The organism is Herbaspirillum rhizosphaerae (assembly GCF_001189965.1).
In the GTDB taxonomy this organism is placed as follows: Bacteria; Pseudomonadota; Gammaproteobacteria; order Burkholderiales; family Burkholderiaceae_D; genus Herbaspirillum; species Herbaspirillum rhizosphaerae.
Genome location: NZ_LFLU01000021.1, coordinates 22,143 through 41,749, shown reverse-complemented (window position 1 = coordinate 41,749; position 19,607 = coordinate 22,143). Strand labels below are relative to the sequence as shown.

Below are 19,607 nucleotides of genomic sequence, written 5' to 3'. Positions count from 1 at the left end.
TTGTCCAACTTGTTTTACGCTCTCGTTCCTGTTTCTCCGCCGGCGTGCGGATTCTCGATTGCGTAGGCAAGTATTTTTTGTCAGAGCGGAAACGAAAAAAGATGAAAGTACTGGTAACCGGAGCGGATGGCTTCATTGGGTCGCATTTGACTGAGGCCCTGGTGCGTCAGGGGCATGACGTCAGGGCGTTCGTGCTTTACAACTCCTTTAATTCGTGGGGCTGGCTGGACAGCTGCTCCGATGACGTCAAAGGCAAGTTCGATGTATTTGCCGGCGACATTCGCGATCCGTATGGCGTCAAGAAGGCCATGCAGGGATGCGATCTGGTGCTGCATCTGGCGGCGCTGATCGCCATTCCATACTCCTATCATTCGCCGGACACGTATATCGACACCAACGTCAAGGGGACGCTCAACATCGTTCAGGCTGCGCGCGAACTCGGCGTGTCGAAGGTAGTGCATACCTCCACCAGCGAAGTGTACGGAACGGCCCGCTTTGTGCCGATTACCGAAGAGCATCCGCTTCAGGGGCAGTCGCCTTATTCCGCCAGCAAGATTGGCGCCGATCAGATTGCGATGTCGTTCTACAATGCGTTCGACACGCCGGTTTCGGTGATTCGTCCTTTCAATACCTACGGACCACGCCAATCGGCGCGCGCCATCATTCCAACCGTGATTACACAGATCGCCAGCGGGCAGCGTCGTATCAAACTCGGCGCTTTGCATCCGACACGCGATTTCAATTTTGTGGCGGACACCGTGCAAGGTTTCATCGCCGTCGCAGAATCGCAAAAATCGGTTGGCGAAGTGATTAATGTAGGAAGCAATTTCGAGATCTCCATCGGCGATACGGTATCCATGATTGCGGACATCATGGGCGTGGAGATTGAAATTGAAACGGATGAAATCCGTTTGCGACCGGAGAAGAGCGAAGTCGACCGCCTTTGGGCTGCAAATGACAAAGCGCGGGAACTGGCCGGCTGGTCGCCGGCATACGCAGGAAAGGATGGATTTCGCCGCGGACTGCAGGAAACGATCACGTGGTTCACCAATCTGGACAATCTGAAGAATTACAAGGCTGGTATTTACAATGTCTAAGCTAGATCAGTCTGCGGTCATTGATGCGCTCAAATCCGTCCTGCCGTCGCCGGACGCGCGGGCGGCGTTGCATGAGCCGCAGTTCAGCGGCAACGAATGGGCTTATGTCAAAGATTGCATCGATACCGGCTGGGTTTCATCCGTAGGCAAATTCGTTGATCGTTTCGAACAGGATCTGGCAGCCTACACGGGGACTCGCCATGCTATTGCGGTCGTCAACGGCACGGCTGCCCTGCATGTCTGCCTGTTGCTGGTGGGCGTGGAGGCTGGCGACGAAGTATTGATGCCGGCCCTGACATTCATCGCTACCGCCAACGCCATCAGCTATTGTGACGCGGTTCCGCATTTTGTCGACAGCGATATGGCGACATTGGGTCTGGATCCGCACAAGCTGGAGCGCCATCTGGAAAGCATCGCAGAGATGCGCGGCGACGCCTGCTACAACAAACAGACTGGCCGTCGCATCAAAGCGGCCGTGCCCATGCACACTTTCGGACATCCTGTCGATCTCGACGCCCTGGTCGAAATATGCCGACGTTATCGGATTGAGTTGATTGAAGATGCTGCCGAGTCGCTGGGCTCTTCTTATAAAGGCCGCCACACCGGCAATTGGGGACGCGTCTCGGCATTGAGTTTTAATGGCAACAAGGTTGTGACGACGGGCGGCGGCGGCGCCATCTTGACCAATGATTCCGAGCTGGCAAAACTGGCCAAGCATTTGACTACGACTGCCAAAGTGCCGCACAAATGGTCGTTCGCGCATGACCGGGTCGGTTTCAATTATCGTCTGCCCAATATCAATTCCGCTTTGGGATGCGCTCAGCTGGAGCAGTTGCCAGGATTCGTGGAATCGAAGCGAGCGCTGGCGAAAGCCTATGCTGCGGTATTCGAGAACATTGCCGGTGTGCGCTTTTTCAGCGAGCCGTCCTTTGCGCGCAGCAATTACTGGCTCAACGTGTTATTGCTGGATCCGGAAAACGCAATGGAGCGGGATACCTTGCTCGATCTTAGCAACGGGCTCGGCATCATGACGCGTCCGACCTGGACCTTGATGCACCGGCTGCCGATGTTCAAAGAGTGCCCACGGATGCCGTCGCTGGAAATCGCCGAGGATATCGAGCGCCGACTCATCAACATTCCCAGCAGTGCATCGTTAGGAGCCGGCCGGTGACGGCGAAGCGGAAAATTTGTGTGGTCACCGGCAGTCGTGCCGACTACGGCCTGTTGTATTGGGTCATGCGCGAAATCGCCGGGGCTCAGGACTTGCAGTTGCAGGTCGTCGCAACGGGCATGCATCTGTCGGCGCAATTCGGCTCGACGTATCGCGCGATCGAAGCCGACGGATTCGCGATTGACGCCAAAGTCGACATGCTGCTGGCAAGCGATACGGCTGTCGGCGTCGGAAAGTCGATCGGGCTGGGCGTTATCGGGTTTGCCGAAGCTCTGGATCGTTTGCAGCCGGACATGTTGCTGGTCCTCGGCGATCGCTACGAAATTCTGGCCGCCGCTCAGGCGGCGTTGATCGCGCGCATCCCGATTGCGCATATTGCCGGAGGCGACGTCACCGAGGGCGCTTTTGATGAAGCCATTCGCCACAGCATTACAAAGATGGCTCATCTGCACTTTGTGACCAATGCAGATGCCGCGCGACGAGTGCGCCAGCTCGGAGAAAATCCTGCGCATATTTACAACGTCGGCAGCCCGGGGTTGGACTATGTCAAGCGAGTCAGTCTGCTGGATCGTGCCGCACTGGAAGCCTCGCTGGACTATCGATTCCAGAAAAAAAATCTGCTGGTGACTTTCCATCCTGTGACGCTGGAGCAGCACTCTGCCGCAGGGCAGTTCGAAGAACTCCTGCAGGCATTGGATGCGCTGGGAACGGATGTCGGCATTCTGATGACCAAACCGAATGCCGATACCGACGGACAGGTCATCATCGATTTGATGGAACGCTACGTCAAGGATCGCCCGTTTGCCCGGGCCTATGCCTCTCTGGGGCAATTACGCTACCTGAGCGCCATGGCGCTGGTGGATGCGGTGGTGGGAAATTCCTCCAGCGGTTTGTATGAGGCGCCGTCCTTCGGCAAGCCGACGGTCAATATCGGCGATCGTCAGAAAGGGCGGCTGCAGGCTGATTCGGTATTCAATTGCAAGCCGATTGCCGCCGACATTGAAAGCACAATCAGAGTTGCCTTGGCAGCGGATTGTTCGCAGACGGTCAATCCTTATGGAGACGGTGAAAGCGCGGTGCGGATACGCGAAGCGATTTGTGCTGTCGCGGCGCCTTCGACCCTCCTGAAGAAGCATTTTTTTGAATTGAATATTGATCATGAATAAGCGCGTCTATGTCATCGCAGAAGCCGGGGTCAATCACAACGGCTCTCTGGAACTCGCCAGGGAATTGGTGCGTGTGGCTGCACAGGCTGGCGCAGATGCGGTGAAATTCCAGACATTCAAGGCCGACAAACTGGTCAGCCGTGCTGCGCCCAAGGCGCAGTATCAGCGGGCGACAACGGATGCTGACGAGTCGCAGCACGAAATGATCCGCAAGCTGGAATTGAGCGACACGGATCATGAAACGCTGATCGCGTATTGCAAGGATAACGGCATCGATTTTCTGTCGACGCCGTTCGATCTGGACAGTCTTGCATTGCTTGCAGGCCGGTTTGATTTGCCGCTCATTAAAATGCCGTCCGGCGATATCACCAATGCGCCTTTGCTGCTTGCGGCGGCACGTACCGGCAAGCCCGTTATCCTGTCGACCGGGATGAGCACCCTGGGAGAAATCGAGCAGGCATTGAGCGTGCTGGCATTCGGTTATTGCGATACAGGAAGCGCACCTTCCATCGCGGCATTTGAAGAGGCATATGTTTCGGATGCCGGGCGTTCCGCTTTACTTGCGAACGTTACCTTATTGCATTGCACGACTGAATACCCTGCGCCGTTTTCCGATGTGAACTTGCATGCCATGAATACGCTGGCAAATGCTTTTTCTCTTCCTGCAGGATATTCGGACCATACCGTCGGCATCTCGGTACCCATCGCTGCGGTCGCGATGGGGGCGGTGGTCATCGAGAAGCATTTCACGACGGACCGCAATCTGCCCGGTCCGGACCATAAGGCGTCGTTGGAGCCGGATGAGCTGCTGCAGATGGTGCGCTCGATCCGTGAGGTTGAAATGGCGCTTGGTTCTCCGGTCAAACAGGCAGCGCCGTCCGAGTTGAAGAATCGGGCAATTGCGCGCAAGAGTCTGGTCGCTGCGCGCGAGATTCGTCAAGGAGAGGTTTTTGCGATGGACAACCTTGACGTCAAGCGTCCGGGAGATGGGATTAGCCCCCTGCAATATTGGAGCATGTTGGGTAAAGTCGCCGATCGCGACTACAGCGCCGACGATAAGGTGCAGCCTTGACTCCGGACATCATCATCCTGGGAGCGGGCGGGCACGCGCGGGTATTGCTGAAGGCATTGGCGGGCGCAACCGTTCTTGGGTTGACTGATCCCGATCCTGCGAAAGCGGGCGGGGCAATTGCAGGCATTCCCATATTGGGTACGGACGATGCGCTGAAGGCTTATGCAGTCGACAAAGTCGTGTTGGTCAATGGAATCGGTTCGGTCGGCAGCAATGAGCGTCGCCGGGATTTGTTTGCGCGCTATAAGCAAATCGGATATGCCTTCCTGAATGTGTGCCACCCGTCTGCTGTCGTCGCCGACGACGTGTTATTGGGTGAAGGCGTGCAAATCATGGCCGGAGCGATACTGCAGACGGGTTGTTCCGTCGGTGAGAATTCTATTGTTAATACCGGCGCAGTGGTGGACCATGACTGCGGTATCGGCAGGCATGTTCATATCGCGCCGGGGGCCGTGCTTTCCGGTGGCGTCGAGGTCGGCGACAATGCCCACGTCGGTGCCGGGGCGACGGTGATTCAGGGTGTGCGTATCGGTGCGAACAGCCTTGTCGGCGCCGGCGCCGTGGTTGTGCGCGACGTACCGCCTGGTGTAAGGGTTGCGGGCGTTCCTGCTAAAGAGATCAGATAATGGACAAATGGAAAGAAGTGCTGGTGTTGCCGCATACCTCTGTACGAGAGGCTATTCAGGTGCTCGACAGCAGCGGAAAACAAATCGTATTGGTCGTTGACGAGCAACGGCGTTTACAAGGTACGGTGACGGATGGCGATGTGCGGCGCGGCATCTTAAAGGGCATTGATTTTGCCGAGCCGGTGGCGCGCATCATGAATCCACAGCCGAATACGGCGCGACCTGACATGAGTCGCGAGACGGTCCTGGCAGCGATGAAACGCCGGGGGCTGCATCATATGCCGCTGGTCGAGGATGACGGCACCGTCATCGGCCTGGATACGCTGGATGATCTGATTCACTCTCGTAGCAAGGATAACTGGGTTGTGCTGATGGCAGGTGGACTCGGCAGCCGTTTGCGCCCGCTGACGGAAGACTGTCCGAAGCCGATGCTCAAGGTAGGCAACAAACCTCTGCTGGAAACCATCCTTGAAAATTTCATCGAATATGGGTTCAGACGTTTCTATATTTCGGTCAACTACATGGCCGATGTTGTGAAATCCTACTTCGGGGACGGCTCCCGTTTTGGTGTGGAGATTCGCTATCTGCACGAGAACAAGCGTTTGGGAACTGCAGGAGCGCTGAGTCTCTTGCCTGAGCGTCCGGCCGAGCCATTTTTTGTGATGAACGGGGATTTGCTGACGAAGGTGAATTTCAGCCAGTTGCTGGCGTTTCATTCGACGCACCATGCGGCGGCGACGATGTGCGTAAGGGAATACGATCACCAGGTTCCATACGGCGTCGTCAAGATTGAAAATCATCGGATTACCGGTATCGAAGAAAAACCCGTGCAGCGCTTTTTCGTGAATGCCGGCATTTATTTGCTGGCGCCGGAAGTGCTGGACATGATTGCGCCGGACACTTTTTTCGACATGACGACGCTATTTGAAAATCTCATGGCGGAGAAACGCGAAACCGTGGTTTTCCCGGTGCGGGAGTATTGGCTCGATGTCGGCCATCTCGCTGACTATGAGCGCGCCAACGGCGAGTATCAATCGGTGTTTTCATGACCAAGGTCGCGGTTGTCGGTTATGGTTCGATCGGTGCGCGTCATGCCCGTATTTTGCAGGAGTTGGGGCACGATGTGATGATCGTGAGCCGGCGTGAACTGGAGATGCCGGCACGCTGCGCGAGCATTGAAGAGGCTCTTCAATACGGTCCGGAGTACGTTGTCATCGCCAACCCTACCGCAGAACATCACGAGACTTTACTGGCGCTGGACCGGACGGATTTCGCCGGGGATATCCTGGTGGAGAAGCCGTTGTTCGCCCGGCCGCATGCTGCCGAGCTGATAAATCATCGGGTGTTCGTAGCCTATAACTTGCGGTTTCACGCTGTGTTGCAACGGCTGAAAGTGCTCCTGGCAGACCAGCGCATCTTGTCGGCGCAAGTTTATGTCGGTCAATATCTTCCCCAATGGCGCCCGCAAAGCGATTACCGCGCTTCCTATTCCGCCAGTGCCGCTCAAGGCGGCGGTGTGCTGCGCGATCTCAGCCATGAGCTCGATTACATAACGTGGTTATTTGGCGGCTGGCGCCGGGTGGCTGCGCTGGGAGGCCACTTCAGTGAGCTGGATATCGATAGCGACGATGTGTTCTCGGCGTTGCTGGAGACGTCTGCATGTCCGGTTGTCAATCTGCAGATGAATTACCTGGATCGGGTCGGGCGACGCACGATTGTCATCAACACCGACCATTGCACGATAGAGGCAGATCTGGTGAAAGGAGTGGTTGCCATGAACGATCAACGCGAAACTATCGTATGCGGACGCGACGACAGTTACCGGGAAATGCATTCGGCATTGCTGGAGGGGCGCGACGAGATGCTTTGTACGTTTCAGCAAGGTCTTGAGGTTGTGAATCTGATCGCCGCAATCGAGCAGGCGGCAGAGAGCCGGCAATGGGTGACCCGATGAGCCGTCTTTGCACTATTTGCGCACGCGGCGGTTCGAAGGGCGTCAAAGGCAAGAATATTCGTCCTTTGATCGGGAAGCCCCTGATCGCCTATAGCATCGAGCAGGCGCGGCGCAGCGGCTTGTTTGACGTGATTGCCGTGAGCAGCGACTCCGAGTTGATCCTGGATGCTGCGCGTGTTGCCGGCGTCGACTACCTGATCTCGCGTCCGGCCGAGCTTGCCACTGATACGGCAGCCAAGTTGCCGGTTATCCGGCATTGCGTGTCGGAGGTGGAGCGTCTGTCCGGAAGACAATTTTCTACGCTGGTCGATCTGGACGCGACGTCGCCCTTGCGTTCTGAAGAGGATATCCGGCAGGCCGTGGCTTTGTTGGAGAGTACGAACGTGGAGAACGTCATCACGGCGATGCCTGCGCGTCGTTCTCCGTATTTCAATATGGTCGAAGTTGATGCCCGTGGGGTTGTTGCCTTATCTAAACCATTGGACACCGGTATCGTGCGACGCCAGGATGCTCCTTTGTGTTACGACATGAACGCTTCGATTTATGTCTGGCAGCGCGATGCGTTGTTTGACGGCGACTCCGTTTTCCGGAGAAATACGCGTCTTCATGTAATGCCTGAAGAGCGTTCAATCGATATCGATTCAGAACTCGATTTCCGTTTGGTGGAGCTGCTCATGCGAGAACGTCTTGCGGTGGCAGGAGAAGGAGATACATGATGCTGTTGGCAGAACAGGTGGTGGTGGTAACGGGAGGCGCGGGTTTGATCGGGCGCTCGTTCGTCGATGCCATTCTTGAGCAAGGCGGTGTGGCGATCATTGCTGATCGGGATAGTGGCGGTAGCGATGATGTTGTTAAGTCGCAACAGTCTCGTCATCCATTGTCCAAGATCGACTTTGTCAAAACCGACATTACGTCCCGGCAATCGCTGCAGGATCTTATTGCTACAGTGCATCAAAAATATGGTCGCATCGATGCTCTGGTCAATAACGCCTACCCGCGCAATCAACATTACGGACGCAAGTTTGAAGACGTCGAATTTGACGACTTCAATCAGAATGTCGGGATGCATCTGGGTGGATATTTTCTGGCATCCCAGCAATTTGCCGCCTATTTCACGAAACAAGGGCGAGGTTCTATCGTTAATATGGCTTCCATCTATGGAGTGGTGGCGCCACGATTTGACGTTTATGGCGATACGCCCATGACCATGCCTGTGGAATACGCGGCGATTAAGTCGGCCGTTATTCATTTGACAAAATATTTGGCAAGTTACCTTAAAGGTAGCGGTATCAGAGTCAACTGCATTAGTCCCGGCGGCATTCTGGATGCGCAGCCGGAGGCTTTTTTGGTGCGATATAATAGTTATTCGCTTTCCAAGGGAATGCTCGAACCCCGGGATCTTCAGGGGGCCCTGTTGTTTCTCTTGAGTAACATGTCGCAGTTTGTGAACGGGCAAAACATCATCGTCGATGACGGTTGGTCTTTATAACTAAAAGATGCTGGTCAATTTGCGATTTCAAGGCAACGATCAATCAGTTCCATTTAATTTTTAAGAGAATCACGCGCATATATGAATATTTTAGTTACTGGCGGTTGCGGTTACAAAGGTACAGTGTTGGTCCCCAAATTGCTTGCACGCGGCTACAAAGTGCAAGTGTTGGATACCATGTGGTTCGGCAACTATCTGGAGCCGCATGCCAACCTGACCGTAACGCAAGGCGACGTGCGCGACATCGATCAGATCTCCCTCGATGGCATTGATACGATCATCCATCTGTCTTCAGTGGCGAATGACCCATGCGGCGATCTCGATCCTAAGTTGACCTGGGAAGTCAGTGCACTGGCCACCATGCAACTGGCTGACAAGGCAGCTCGCAAGGGCGTCAAGCAATTCATCTATGCATCTTCCGGCAGCGTCTACGGCGTCAAGGAAGAGTTGCAAGTCACTGAAGATCTGGAACTCAAGCCGATCTCCGAATACAACAAGACCAAGATGGTTTCCGAGCCGGTCCTGATGAGCTACAAGGATCGCATGGTCGTGCAGATCGTTCGCCCTGCGACAGTATGCGGCTACTCGCCACGCATGCGTCTGGATGTTTCCGTCAATCTGCTGACAATGCAGGCGCTCTCCAAGGGCAAGATTACCGTGTTCGGCGGCGCGCAGGTGCGCCCGAACATCCATATCGACGATATCACCGACGTCTATCTGCATTTGATCGACCATCCGGAAGTTACCGGTGTCTATAATGCCGGCTTCGAAAATATTTCGATTCTTGATATCGCAAAAATGGTTGCGAAGCATATTCCTGTCGAGATCGTTGTTACAGAATCGAATGACCCGCGCTCTTACCGTGTCAACTCCGACAAGTTGCTGGCTACCGGTTTCAAGCCGTCCAAATCGGTTGAAACGGCAATCACGGAAATCATCGAGAAATACCGCAGCGGCGTACTGAAAGACGAAGACCGTTACTACAATCTGAAATGGATGGAGCAGACCGTACTGGCTCCCAAAGCAGCATGAGTGAAAACAACAAGTTACCAACTGCTTTTTTCAGTGATTATGCGAGTCGCCTGCAAGGTGTACTCGCATCTGCAGACTGGTCCGGCGTGGCGCAACTGGCGGAAGACATGCGCGATTGCTGGGCTAACGGCCGACAAGTGTTTTTTTGCGGGAACGGCGGCAGTGCGGGCAACGCTATCCATTTGGCCAACGACTACCTCTACGGCATCGCCAAACGCACCGGCGGCGGCATGCGCGTGTTGTCGCTGGCGGCTAACGCTGCGGTCATTACCTGCCTGGCCAATGACGTCGGCTACGACAGCATTTACTCCGAGCAGTTGGCCGTACAAGGCCAAAAGGGGGATTTGCTGATTGTTCTGTCGGGCAGCGGAAATTCTCCGAACATTCTGAAAGCGCTGGAACAGGCTCGCGCCATGGGCGTGCGCTCTTGCGCGATTCTGGGCTATAGCGGCGGCAAAGCGAAAGCAATGGCTGACCTTCCGATTCACTTTGATGTGAACGATATGCAGATTTCAGAGGATTTGCAGGTCATTGTCGGGCATATGATCATGCAATGGCTTTGTGAGAATAAGCCTGAGGCGCAGTGATGAAGTTTGAACGTTTTGCGGTCTTAGGTAGTAATTCTTTTGCGGGAGCAGCGTTCGTTGCCCGGGCGCTGGCAGATGGTGCGGAAGTAGTCGGATTCAACCGTTCCCCGGAGGGTTCGGATATTTTCCTGCCCTACAAGCAATCTCCGAACAGCAGTCGCTATACGTTTTACCAGGCCGACATCAATCACGATCTGGACAAGATTCTCGGGGTGCTGGAGCAGTTCCGGCCCGAGGTGATCGTCGATTTCGCCGGGCAGGGCATGGTTGCGGAAAGCTGGCAGGATCCGGCGCAGTGGTACAACACGAACATTATCGCCAAGGTGCGTTTGCATGATCGTTTGCGTCGCTATGACTGGTTGCAGCGTTATGTCCGCATTTCGACGCCGGAAGTCTACGGCAGCCAGGACAGCGTGATTCCTGAAAGCTGGCAGTATTTGCCGAGCACGCCGTATGCGGTGTCGCATGCGGCCATCGATATGAGTCTGCGCGCGTTTCATCAGAATTACGGTTTTCCGGTGGTGTTCACCCGCTATGCCAATTTTTATGGCCCGGGTCAGCAGTTGTACCGCATCGTACCGCGCACCATCATTTATGCATTGACCGGCCGCAAGCTGCAATTGCATGGCGGCGGTACTGCGGTGCGTGCTTTCATCGCGGCTGACGATGTGGCCGACGGTATCATGCGCGCCGCCGCCGACGGCAATCCGGGAGAGATTTATCACTTCTCTTCGGATCGTTTCATGAGCATTCGCAAGGTTGTCGAAATCATCTGCGAGCGAATCGGCGTACCCTTTGATGCATTGGCGGAAGTCGCGCCGGACCGGGCCGGAAAAGACCAGGCCTACCTGATGGATTCGACCAAGGCCAAGACCGAATTGGGCTGGGTTGAGGCAGTCAGTTTCGAACAGGGTATAGATGCGACGATTCGCTGGGTAAAAGACAATCTCGATGAGATTAATCAGTTGCCGCTGAATTACATTCATAAGGCATAGGCGGTAATTACCGTACAACATTTACGATCATGACTTCACCTATCATTCAAAATTTCTTGCCCGAGCAATATCGCCAGACCGGCGCGCTCGAGATCAATCATAACTATTTGCACGATCAGTTTGCCGATCATGAGGTGATCTGGACCAAAATTCGGGAAGTCGTGCGTCGCGGCGACTTTACCCTCGGTTCTGAAGTCGATCAGGTCGAAGCCGAGTTTGCGGCCATCAACGGCGTCAAGCATGCCATCGGTGTCGGTAGCGGCACCGATGCATTGTTCCTGAGCCTGAAGGCGCTGGGTATCGACAAGGGCGATGAGGTCATCACCACGCCCTACACCTTTTACGCCACCATCGGTGCCATCGTGACCGCCGGCGCGACGCCCGTGTTTGCCGATGCGCGCGACGACTACAACATCGATCCCGCCGAAATCGAAAAGAAAATTACCGCGAAAACCAAGGCGATCATGCCGGTACATTGGTCCGGCAAGCCTTGCGACATGGATGCCATCGAAGCGATTGCAAAGAAGCACGGACTGGCGATCGTCAGCGATGCCTGCCATGCAATCAAGGCAAGCTACAAAGGTCGACATTCGGGCGAACTGGGCACTATCGCCTGTTTCAGTTTCCATCCCCTGAAGAACCTGAACGTATGGGGTGACGGCGGCATCATCGCCACCAATTCCGACGAACTGGCCGACAAGCTGCGTCTGTTACGCAATCATGGTTTGGCAGGGCGCGACGAATGTCGCATCTTCGCCTATAACTCGCGGCTCGATACCATTCAAGCCGTGGTTGCGCGACACATGCTGGGCAAGATCGACCACATCACGGCTTCTCGCATCGCCAATTCGCAGTACTTCGATGATGGTTTGCGCGACATTCCGCAAATCACTATTCCGGCGCGCGAAGCCGACGTGAAGCAGGTTTATCATCTGTACATGGTGCGCTGCGAACAGCGCGACATGTTGCAGAAATATCTGGTCGAGAATAATGTCGACGCGAAAGTCCACTACCCGGTGCCAATGCATCTGCAGCCCGCGGCGGCTTTCCTGGGGCACAAGATGGGTGACTTCCCGGTGACGGAAGCGATCGCTGCCTCGGCGCTGTCGTTGCCAGTACACGAATTCATCACACGTGAGCAGCAAGACCGCGTGATTCAATTGATCAAGGCATTCTATGGTTGAGAAGATGGTTATTCCTTTCGTGGATCTGGCGCGTCAGTTCCGCAGCATCGAACCTGAGCTGACCAAGGCATTTGTTGATGTCGGTCGCAGCGGCGGCTATATCATGGGTGCCCGATTGGAATCGTTTGAGCGCAAAGTCGCCGAATTTATCGGCGTGCGCCATGCTCTTGGCGTCGCCGATGGCTCGGATGCGCTGTTTCTGGTGCTTAAGGCACTCGACATCGGGCCGGGCGATGAAGTCATCACTGCCACCAACTCTTTCATTGCGTCGGCATGGGTTATTGCCGCAGTCGGCGCCACGCCGGTATTGGTCGATGTGGCCGATGATTTCAATATTGATCCGCAATTGGTCGAAGCAGCCGTCACGTCGCGCACCAAGGCGATTATCCCCGTTCACCTGACCGGTCGCGCCGCACCGATGGACGAGATCAACGCGATCGCGTTGAAACACGACCTCTTCGTTCTCGAAGATGCCGCCCAAGCAATCGGCGCCCGCTATCGCGGCAAGCGCACGGGCGCTTTGGGTCACGCCGCCGGTTTTAGTTTGCATCCCCTGAAAAATCTAGGTGTCTATGGCGATGGCGGCTTGATTACCACCGACGACGATGCGCTTGCCGCCAAGCTGCTGAAATTGCGCAATCATGGTTTGCGCAATCGCGACGAGTGTGAAATCTGGGGTTTCAATTCGCGACTCGACACGATGCAGGCGGCCTTCGCTGAAATCAAACTCGGTTACCTGGATAACTGGAATGCTCGCTGTCTTTCTATTGCGCAAACCTACGCGGCCGGATTGGCCGATTATGTTCAGGTGCCGGTAGATCGCGCTTGGGAAGAGTGTGTTTATCACAACTTCGTGATTCGCACGGAACGTCGCGATGCATTGATGGCGCATCTTTTGCAAAACGGCGTTGATACCCGCGTACATTATCCGATCCCGATTCACCTGCAGGATGCCGCCAAGCAATTGGGATACAAGCTGGGAGATTTCCCGAACGCAGAACGGTATGCAAAAACCATGGTCAGCTTGCCGATTTATCCGGAGCTAAGCGACACCGAGGTGAATTATGTTATCGAGGTAGTCAAGTCTTTTTTCTGAAGTGGATGCAGGTGCAAGAATAGGCCTGTTCTATAGGCGATCCGGGGCGGATTCGATGTTGTGATTTCTGTTCTGACCGTTCATAATCTCGAACACCCTGAATACTAGACACCTCCCTGGTCATGAGCCGCTTTTCAGGCGGCAAGACGCCATTTTTTGCCTGTTTTGATAGACAGGCATCGTTTTTTAAGAGTAAGCAATGATGACTCCAGATATAACTACGTTGAAGAAGATCGCGGCGGAAATTCGTGGTCGCATTATTTCGACTTCGCATAACACGCATACGCCGCATCTGGGTTCTTGCCTTTCCTGTGTCGATATCCTGATCGCAGCCTATTTTAGCGCGATGAAAATTGATCCATCAAAGCCCAAGGATCCGGCTCGTGACCGTTTTATTCTCAGCAAGGGCCATGGCGCGGCCGCGCTGTTCCAAGTGTTGGCGTTGAAAGGTTTTTATCCAGAGTCGCTCTTGAATGATTACGGCAAGGATGGCGGTATTTTCGCTGAGCATCCACCCACGCCAGATCATCTGGCCGGCATTGAGGCAGCCACCGGTTCGCTCGGGCACGGGTTGCCGATCGGCCTCGGCATGGCGTTGGCCGGTCGTATCCAGAAGCAAAGTTACGACGTCACGGTGTTGCTCGGCGACGGCGAATGCAACGAGGGCTCTGTCTGGGAAGCTGCCATGATGGCCGCGGCTCAACGCGCGGGCAACTTATTGGCGATCGTCGATTTCAACAAATGGCAAGCGACGGACCGTAGCGAAGGGCTGGCCGTCGGCTCATTTGTCGATAAATGGACTGCATTCGGCTGGGATGCAATTGAAATCGACGGGCACGACATGGCCCTACTGACGGAGATATTGGGCCGTAAGCGTAATAACGTCGGCAAACCAATTGCCGTCGTGGCACACACGGTTAAAGGCAAGGGTGTTTCTTTCATGGAAGATGACAACAACTGGCACTACCGGATTCCGACTGCCGACGAAGTGGTGGCAGCCTATAAAGAACTGGGAGTAACAGCATGAGAAACGCATTTGCAGATGAAATCACCAAACTCGGCGTCAGCGATCCACGAGTTGTGCTGTTGTCCGGCGATATTGGCAACAAGCTGTTCGACAAATTCAAGGCTGCCAGTGCAGACCGCTTCATCAACTGTGGCATCGCAGAAGCCAACATGATGGGAGTGGCAGGTGGCATGGCGTTGTCGGGACTGCGCCCGGTCATCTATACGATCACACCGTTTACCACCACACGTTGCTTCGAACAGATTCGCGTTGACGCCTGTTATCACAATGTGCCGGTTATCATCGTCGGTACCGGTTCCGGCTTGTCGTATGCAGAACTGGGCCCTACCCACCACTCTTGCGAAGATCTGGCGATCATGCGCGTGCTGCCGCATATGACGGTGATGGCGCCTGCCGATGAAGTTGAATTGAGGCAATGCCTGCGCGCTGCACTCAAGCAAGATGGCCCGGTGTATATTCGCATCGGCAAGCGTGGCGAAGCCATCGTTCCGAAAAAGGACGACAGTTTCCAGATCGGTCGCTCGATCACTGTGCGCGAAGGCGCCGATGTCTGCTTGATCGGCACAGGAACCTTGTTGCCGACCGTCTTGCAGGCCGCAGATCTGCTTGCGGCCCAAGGGATCACCGCCCGCGTTGAGAGTTATCATACGATCAAGCCGTTGGATGAGGCAACCTTGCAGCAAGCCTTCTCCGGTTACAGCATTGTCGCCGTGGTGGAAGAGCACAGTCGTCTCGGCGGTCTCGGTGGCAGCATCGCCGAGTGGCTGGCGCAGCAGGAGCGCCTAAAGGGGCGTCTTGTTGCCTTTGGCGTCGACGACAGTTTCATGCATGAAATCGGCACCCAGGAATATGCTCGCGCCAAGTACGGCTTGACGGCAGAAAACATTGCGACCAAGGTGCAGGCTGCATTCGGAAAGGCGACAGCCTGAGATGCGTATCGGTCTGGACTTCGATAACACGATCGTTACTTACGATTCGCTGTTTCACATGGTAGCTGTTGAAAAAGCGCTGGTGCCTGCCGACACACCCGTGTCCAAGGTCGCCGTGCGAGATTACCTGCGTAAAATTGGCAATGAGCCCGCGTTCACTGAAATGCAGGGTTATGTTTACGGTGCTCGTATGAAAGATGCAGACGCTTATCCGGGCGTAGTCGATTTCATTCGTCGCGCGCGTGCTAGCGGTGCGGAAGTCGTAATCGTCAGCCACAAGACCAAGCATCCGTTCTTGGGGCCGAAGTACGATTTGCACGCCGCCGCCGCCGGCTGGATCGATGTGGCCCTGCGTAGCGAGGCAGAGCCCTTGCTGGCCGAAGATTGTGTCTTTTTCGAATTGACCAAGGAAGAAAAAATCGCGCGCATCGCTGCTTGTGATTGCGATTACTTCATCGACGACCTGCCTGAAATCCTGAAAATGCCCGGCTATCCCGCAAAAACATCGCGGCTTCTGTTCGACCCGGAGCAAAATCACGACGCCGAAGGTGTAACGGCGCGCTTCATCAGTTGGGCGGAGATCCAGGCATTTTTCGAAGAAAAATGGCGAGCAAAGAACTAACGGCGACGATCACCGGATTGTTGAACGCCCAAGGCCTGAACCCCGGCGAGATCTCTTTGTCCGCGATTGATGGCGGTGGTAACAACCGTGTCTTTGCGGTCGACAGCGATGCTGGAAAATTCGTGGCAAAGGCCTATTTCAATGACGCGGCAGACACGCGTGACCGATTGGGCGCCGAATATGCGTTTCTTTCTTATGCCGCCAAGCTGGGCCTGACGATAGTACCGAAGCCGATTGCCTGCAGTGTTGAAGAGCACGTAGGCATTTATGAGTTCATCCAGGGGGCCAAGCTGGGCGTCGCGCAGCTGAATAGGGAGTATGTATTGAAAGCGGCCGGCTTTATCGCCAACCTGAACGCTGGCGCCGATCGCGGCGAGGAGTTGCCGCCGGCTTCTGAGGCCTGTTTCGATATCGAGCAGCATCTGACGACAGTGGATCGCCGCCTTGCCAAATTGCAGGCGTTGCCGGGCCAGGATGAAATTGATCGGGAAGCGCAAACGCTCATCGGTGAACTATCGGCGGCGTGGCAGGAGCAGCGCAGGCATATTGCGGTTGCTGATGTGCCGGCGCTGGACAGCTCGGATCGCTGTATTTCACCTTCGGACTTCGGTTTTCACAATGCCTTGTTAAAAGACGATGGCGAACTGTGTTTCATCGATTTTGAATATGCCGGATGGGACGATCCTGCCAAGATGGCCGGCGATTTTTTCTGCCAGCCCGCAGTACCGGTCCCGCAAATCTATTTCGATGATTTCATTTCGGAGGCCGTCAGCTATTCCAGTCGTGCGGAAGCATTGCGAGCTAGGGCGCATTTGCTGTTGCCGGCTTCGCAAATCAAATGGTGCTGCATCATGCTCAACGAGTTCTTACCGGAGGCGGCGCGACGTCGGCAATTTGCCAATCCAACCTCTATGCCGGAACAGCGCAAGCGCATCCAGCTCGACAAGACACGGCAATTTTTTCAATCCAGATTGACATAAATCATGGCATATATCGACTTTCTTACCTCTGTCCACAAAAGCACGGCTCGCGATTATCTGGCGCGCGTCAACGACATCGAATTTCCCAAACCAAAGGCGGCTGCACTGGCCAAGCAATGGGGCTTCGACTACTGGGACGGTGACCGCCGCATCTGTTACGGTGGCTACCGTTACATGCCGGGACGCTGGGCCCCGGTAGCCCAGGCCATGATTGATCACTATGGTTTGAAAGCCGGCGACAAGGTCCTCGACATCGGTTGTGGAAAAGGTTTCTTGTTGTATGAAATGTCCTTGCTGGTGCCAGGTCTTGAGATCCACGGAATCGATGTGTCGACTTACGCACTCGAAAACGCCAAAGAAGAGATCAAGGACCGCCTGCAGATCGCCAACGCCAATAGCTTGCCATTCCCTGACGACTATTTCGATTTTGTTTTCTCGATTACGACCTTGCACAACCTTCACAACTACGACCTAGACAAGGCCTTGCGTGAAATGGAGCGTGTCGGAAAGCGCAAATATTTGTGCGTCGAGTCGTATCGCAACGAAACAGAGAAGGCCAACCTCATGTACTGGCAGGTAACGTGCGAGGCTTTCTGCACCCCGGAAGAGTGGGATTGGTGGTTCAAGCAGACCGGTTACACCGGCGACCATTCACTGATCTATTTCGAGTAAAAAATGACTATTCCAAAGACCATGCGGGCCGCCATCCTGGCCGAATTGAATAAGCCCTTGATCGTCGACGAGATCGAGATGCCGGCAACGCTTGAAGTCGGCCAAGTACTGGTAAAAATTGGCGTCAGCGGCATCTGCGGATCGCAAATCGGGGAAATTGACGGCGCCAAGGGAGAGGACAAATATCTCCCTCATTTGCTTGGACATGAAGCGTCCGGGATTGTGCAGGCGGTCGGTCCCGGCGTGCGCTTCGTCAAGCCGGACGATCACGTCGTGCTGCACTGGCGCAAGAGTCAGGGTATTGAGTCCGTCTCGCCTAAATATACCTGGCGGGGCAAGCAACTGAATGCGGGCCTCATCGCGACGTTCAACGAGTATGCGATCGTGTCCGAAAATCGCGTCACGCGCATCGATCCTTCCAGCGACATGGAAGTCGCCTCGCTATTCGGTTGCGCGGTCACTACCGGCTTCGGCGTTGCCGAGAATAATGCCGATATCAAATTCGGCGAATCGGTTGTGGTCTTCGGCGCAGGGGGAGTCGGACTAAATATTGTCCAGGCGGCAAGTTTGCGGTCGGCATATCCGATTATCGCGGTGGATCTGTACGACGGTCGGCTGGACTTGGCAAAGCAGATGGGCGCCACGCATGTAATTAACGCCAAGAATGTCGATGCCAAGGCGGCACTGGTCGAGTTGATGGGCAACCAAGGCATCGATGTGTTCATCGACAACACCGGACAACCATCGATTATCGAAATGGGTTATGAACTGACCAAGGCACAAGGACGCGTGGTTCTGGTGGGTGTGCCGAAAAAGGGGCGCAATATCAATATCTTTTCGCTTCCTTTGCACTTCGATAAGCGCATCAGCGGCTCTCATGGCGGCGAAGCGGTGCCACATGTCGATATTCCGCGTTATACCAAACTATTGGATGCCGGCTTGATTCAGCTCAAACCATTGATTACCGAACATTTTAAACTGGACGATATTAATGTCGCGATCCAGCGCATGCGCAGCGGCGAGCTGGCTGGCCGCTGTTTGATCCAGATGGATGCTTGATTTTCACCATCTGTGACGCCGAAGAGATGAGCAAATGAGCCTATTGAATCTGAAAAACAAGATTTTTGACTCGCCGGGATATTCGCGCGACGTGCAGCTTACGCCGTTCGAGCTGGGGGTATTCCGTGCTGAGATTACGGAGCAATGGCTATCGGTTATCGGCGCCAAGCATCCTGAGCTCGTGCCACAGTTCAGGGAAGCCGGCATCGACAATTATCACTTGTTGGCACATTTGCTTCAGCACGAAAAATTATGGCCAAAAGAAACGCGCTGTCTGCCCCGGGAAAGCTGCAGCAAAATCAGGGTTTTGCCTTTCTTACAGACTTTGCATGATGAGCTCGGAGATTTCACGATCTCAGACGTGTTTTACGGCAATACGCATGAGGTTGGGCGGGAAGAGATTTATTGGCGTCTGGTGAGGCCCAATGCAACGACCGACGTCGGTACGCTGCATGCGGACAAATGGTTCCACGATGTCATGGGCATGGACGATCAGGCGTTTCCTCCTGGTTCCGAGACTGTAAAGATCTGGATTCCGATTTTTTCGCAGCCCGGAAAAAACGGTTTGATGATCGTGCCCGATTCTCATAAAAAAGAGTACCGCTACCATGCGGCGGCCGGTGCCGGCGGGATGAAGCCTATCATTGACGAGGATGTTGCAACGATAGGTGCCGAACTGATGTTGACCGAACCCGGCAACATGCTGATCTTCAACGAAGGAATCGTGCACGGCGGCGCTGTGAACATGGGCGACCAGACGCGTGTCAGCGTCGAAATAACCATGGTATTCACGAACAAATCGACAATGTAATTCTTATAGCTTTCTCATTTACGGGTACTCAATAAATA

The 19,607-nt window shown here is 54.8% G+C and carries 21 protein-coding genes; all 21 read left to right on the top strand.

The window, feature by feature from the left end:
• Window positions 1-101 precede the first annotated feature (101 nt).
• The 21 genes from AKL25_RS21300 (at window position 102) to AKL25_RS21200 (ending at window position 19,569) form a co-directional block, all read left to right on the top strand.
• Window positions 102-1,097: an NAD-dependent 4,6-dehydratase LegB gene (locus tag AKL25_RS21300; protein ID WP_050479720.1), complete on the top strand. Its 996-nt coding sequence runs from the start codon at window positions 102-104 to the stop codon at window positions 1,095-1,097.
• Window positions 1,090-2,268, top strand: a complete 1,179-nt coding sequence (locus AKL25_RS21295; RefSeq protein WP_050479719.1) for a LegC family aminotransferase — start codon at window positions 1,090-1,092, stop codon at window positions 2,266-2,268. Before AKL25_RS21300 ends, AKL25_RS21295 begins: the two co-directional genes overlap by 8 nt.
• Complete coding sequence (gene neuC / locus AKL25_RS21290) at window positions 2,265-3,434, top strand: UDP-N-acetylglucosamine 2-epimerase (protein WP_050479718.1); 1,170 nt, start codon at window positions 2,265-2,267, stop codon at window positions 3,432-3,434. Before AKL25_RS21295 ends, neuC begins: the two co-directional genes overlap by 4 nt.
• Window positions 3,427-4,506, top strand: a complete 1,080-nt coding sequence (gene neuB / locus AKL25_RS21285) for an N-acetylneuraminate synthase (protein WP_050479717.1) — start codon at window positions 3,427-3,429, stop codon at window positions 4,504-4,506. The genes neuC and neuB overlap by 8 nt, the downstream gene beginning before the upstream one ends.
• Window positions 4,503-5,132, top strand: a complete 630-nt coding sequence (locus AKL25_RS21280) for an acetyltransferase (RefSeq protein ID WP_050479716.1) — start codon at window positions 4,503-4,505, stop codon at window positions 5,130-5,132. The genes neuB and AKL25_RS21280 overlap by 4 nt, the downstream gene beginning before the upstream one ends.
• On the top strand, window positions 5,132-6,181 hold the full coding sequence (locus tag AKL25_RS21275; protein WP_050479715.1) for a nucleotidyltransferase family protein: 1,050 nt from the start codon (window positions 5,132-5,134) through the stop codon (window positions 6,179-6,181). The genes AKL25_RS21280 and AKL25_RS21275 overlap by 1 nt, the downstream gene beginning before the upstream one ends.
• Window positions 6,178-7,086, top strand: a complete 909-nt coding sequence (locus AKL25_RS21270) for a Gfo/Idh/MocA family protein (RefSeq protein ID WP_050479714.1) — start codon at window positions 6,178-6,180, stop codon at window positions 7,084-7,086. Before AKL25_RS21275 ends, AKL25_RS21270 begins: the two co-directional genes overlap by 4 nt.
• A complete protein-coding gene (locus AKL25_RS21265; protein ID WP_205627292.1) occupies window positions 7,071-7,802 on the top strand; it encodes an acylneuraminate cytidylyltransferase family protein in 732 nt (243 codons plus the stop codon). The genes AKL25_RS21270 and AKL25_RS21265 overlap by 16 nt, the downstream gene beginning before the upstream one ends.
• Window positions 7,799-8,575: an oxidoreductase gene (locus AKL25_RS21260; protein ID WP_240475821.1), complete on the top strand. Its 777-nt coding sequence runs from the start codon at window positions 7,799-7,801 to the stop codon at window positions 8,573-8,575. Before AKL25_RS21265 ends, AKL25_RS21260 begins: the two co-directional genes overlap by 4 nt.
• Window positions 8,576-8,656: 81 nt before the next feature.
• On the top strand, window positions 8,657-9,607 hold the full coding sequence (locus AKL25_RS21255) for an NAD-dependent epimerase/dehydratase family protein (RefSeq protein ID WP_050479711.1): 951 nt from the start codon (window positions 8,657-8,659) through the stop codon (window positions 9,605-9,607).
• A complete protein-coding gene (locus AKL25_RS21250; protein ID WP_050479710.1) occupies window positions 9,604-10,194 on the top strand; it encodes an SIS domain-containing protein in 591 nt (196 codons plus the stop codon). Before AKL25_RS21255 ends, AKL25_RS21250 begins: the two co-directional genes overlap by 4 nt.
• Window positions 10,194-11,189, top strand: a complete 996-nt coding sequence (locus AKL25_RS21245) for a GDP-mannose 4,6-dehydratase (RefSeq protein WP_050479709.1) — start codon at window positions 10,194-10,196, stop codon at window positions 11,187-11,189. Before AKL25_RS21250 ends, AKL25_RS21245 begins: the two co-directional genes overlap by 1 nt.
• A 29-nt stretch (window positions 11,190-11,218) precedes the next feature.
• Window positions 11,219-12,373, top strand: a complete 1,155-nt coding sequence (locus tag AKL25_RS21240; RefSeq protein ID WP_050479708.1) for a DegT/DnrJ/EryC1/StrS family aminotransferase — start codon at window positions 11,219-11,221, stop codon at window positions 12,371-12,373.
• On the top strand, window positions 12,366-13,469 hold the full coding sequence (locus tag AKL25_RS21235) for a DegT/DnrJ/EryC1/StrS family aminotransferase (protein ID WP_050479707.1): 1,104 nt from the start codon (window positions 12,366-12,368) through the stop codon (window positions 13,467-13,469). Before AKL25_RS21240 ends, AKL25_RS21235 begins: the two co-directional genes overlap by 8 nt.
• Before the next feature lie 199 nt (window positions 13,470-13,668).
• On the top strand, window positions 13,669-14,496 hold the full coding sequence (locus AKL25_RS21230) for a transketolase (protein WP_240475819.1): 828 nt from the start codon (window positions 13,669-13,671) through the stop codon (window positions 14,494-14,496).
• On the top strand, window positions 14,493-15,425 hold the full coding sequence (locus AKL25_RS21225; protein ID WP_050479706.1) for a transketolase family protein: 933 nt from the start codon (window positions 14,493-14,495) through the stop codon (window positions 15,423-15,425). The genes AKL25_RS21230 and AKL25_RS21225 overlap by 4 nt, the downstream gene beginning before the upstream one ends.
• A gap of 1 nt (window position 15,426) precedes the next feature.
• The gene (locus AKL25_RS21220) at window positions 15,427-16,047 is read left to right on the top strand and encodes an HAD family hydrolase (RefSeq protein WP_050479705.1); all 621 of its coding nucleotides are present in this window, start codon (window positions 15,427-15,429) and stop codon (window positions 16,045-16,047) included.
• On the top strand, window positions 16,029-17,027 hold the full coding sequence (locus tag AKL25_RS21215; RefSeq protein ID WP_050479704.1) for an aminoglycoside phosphotransferase family protein: 999 nt from the start codon (window positions 16,029-16,031) through the stop codon (window positions 17,025-17,027). Before AKL25_RS21220 ends, AKL25_RS21215 begins: the two co-directional genes overlap by 19 nt.
• Before the next feature lie 3 nt (window positions 17,028-17,030).
• Window positions 17,031-17,699, top strand: coding sequence for a class I SAM-dependent methyltransferase (locus AKL25_RS21210; RefSeq protein ID WP_050479703.1), 669 nt, complete (start codon window positions 17,031-17,033; stop codon window positions 17,697-17,699).
• A gap of 3 nt (window positions 17,700-17,702) precedes the next feature.
• Entirely contained in the window at window positions 17,703-18,758 is a 1,056-nt protein-coding gene (locus AKL25_RS21205) for a zinc-binding dehydrogenase (RefSeq protein ID WP_050479702.1), read from the top strand.
• A gap of 34 nt (window positions 18,759-18,792) precedes the next feature.
• The gene (locus tag AKL25_RS21200; protein WP_050479701.1) at window positions 18,793-19,569 is read left to right on the top strand and encodes a phytanoyl-CoA dioxygenase family protein; all 777 of its coding nucleotides are present in this window, start codon (window positions 18,793-18,795) and stop codon (window positions 19,567-19,569) included.
• The last annotated feature ends 38 nt before the right edge of the window (window positions 19,570-19,607 follow it).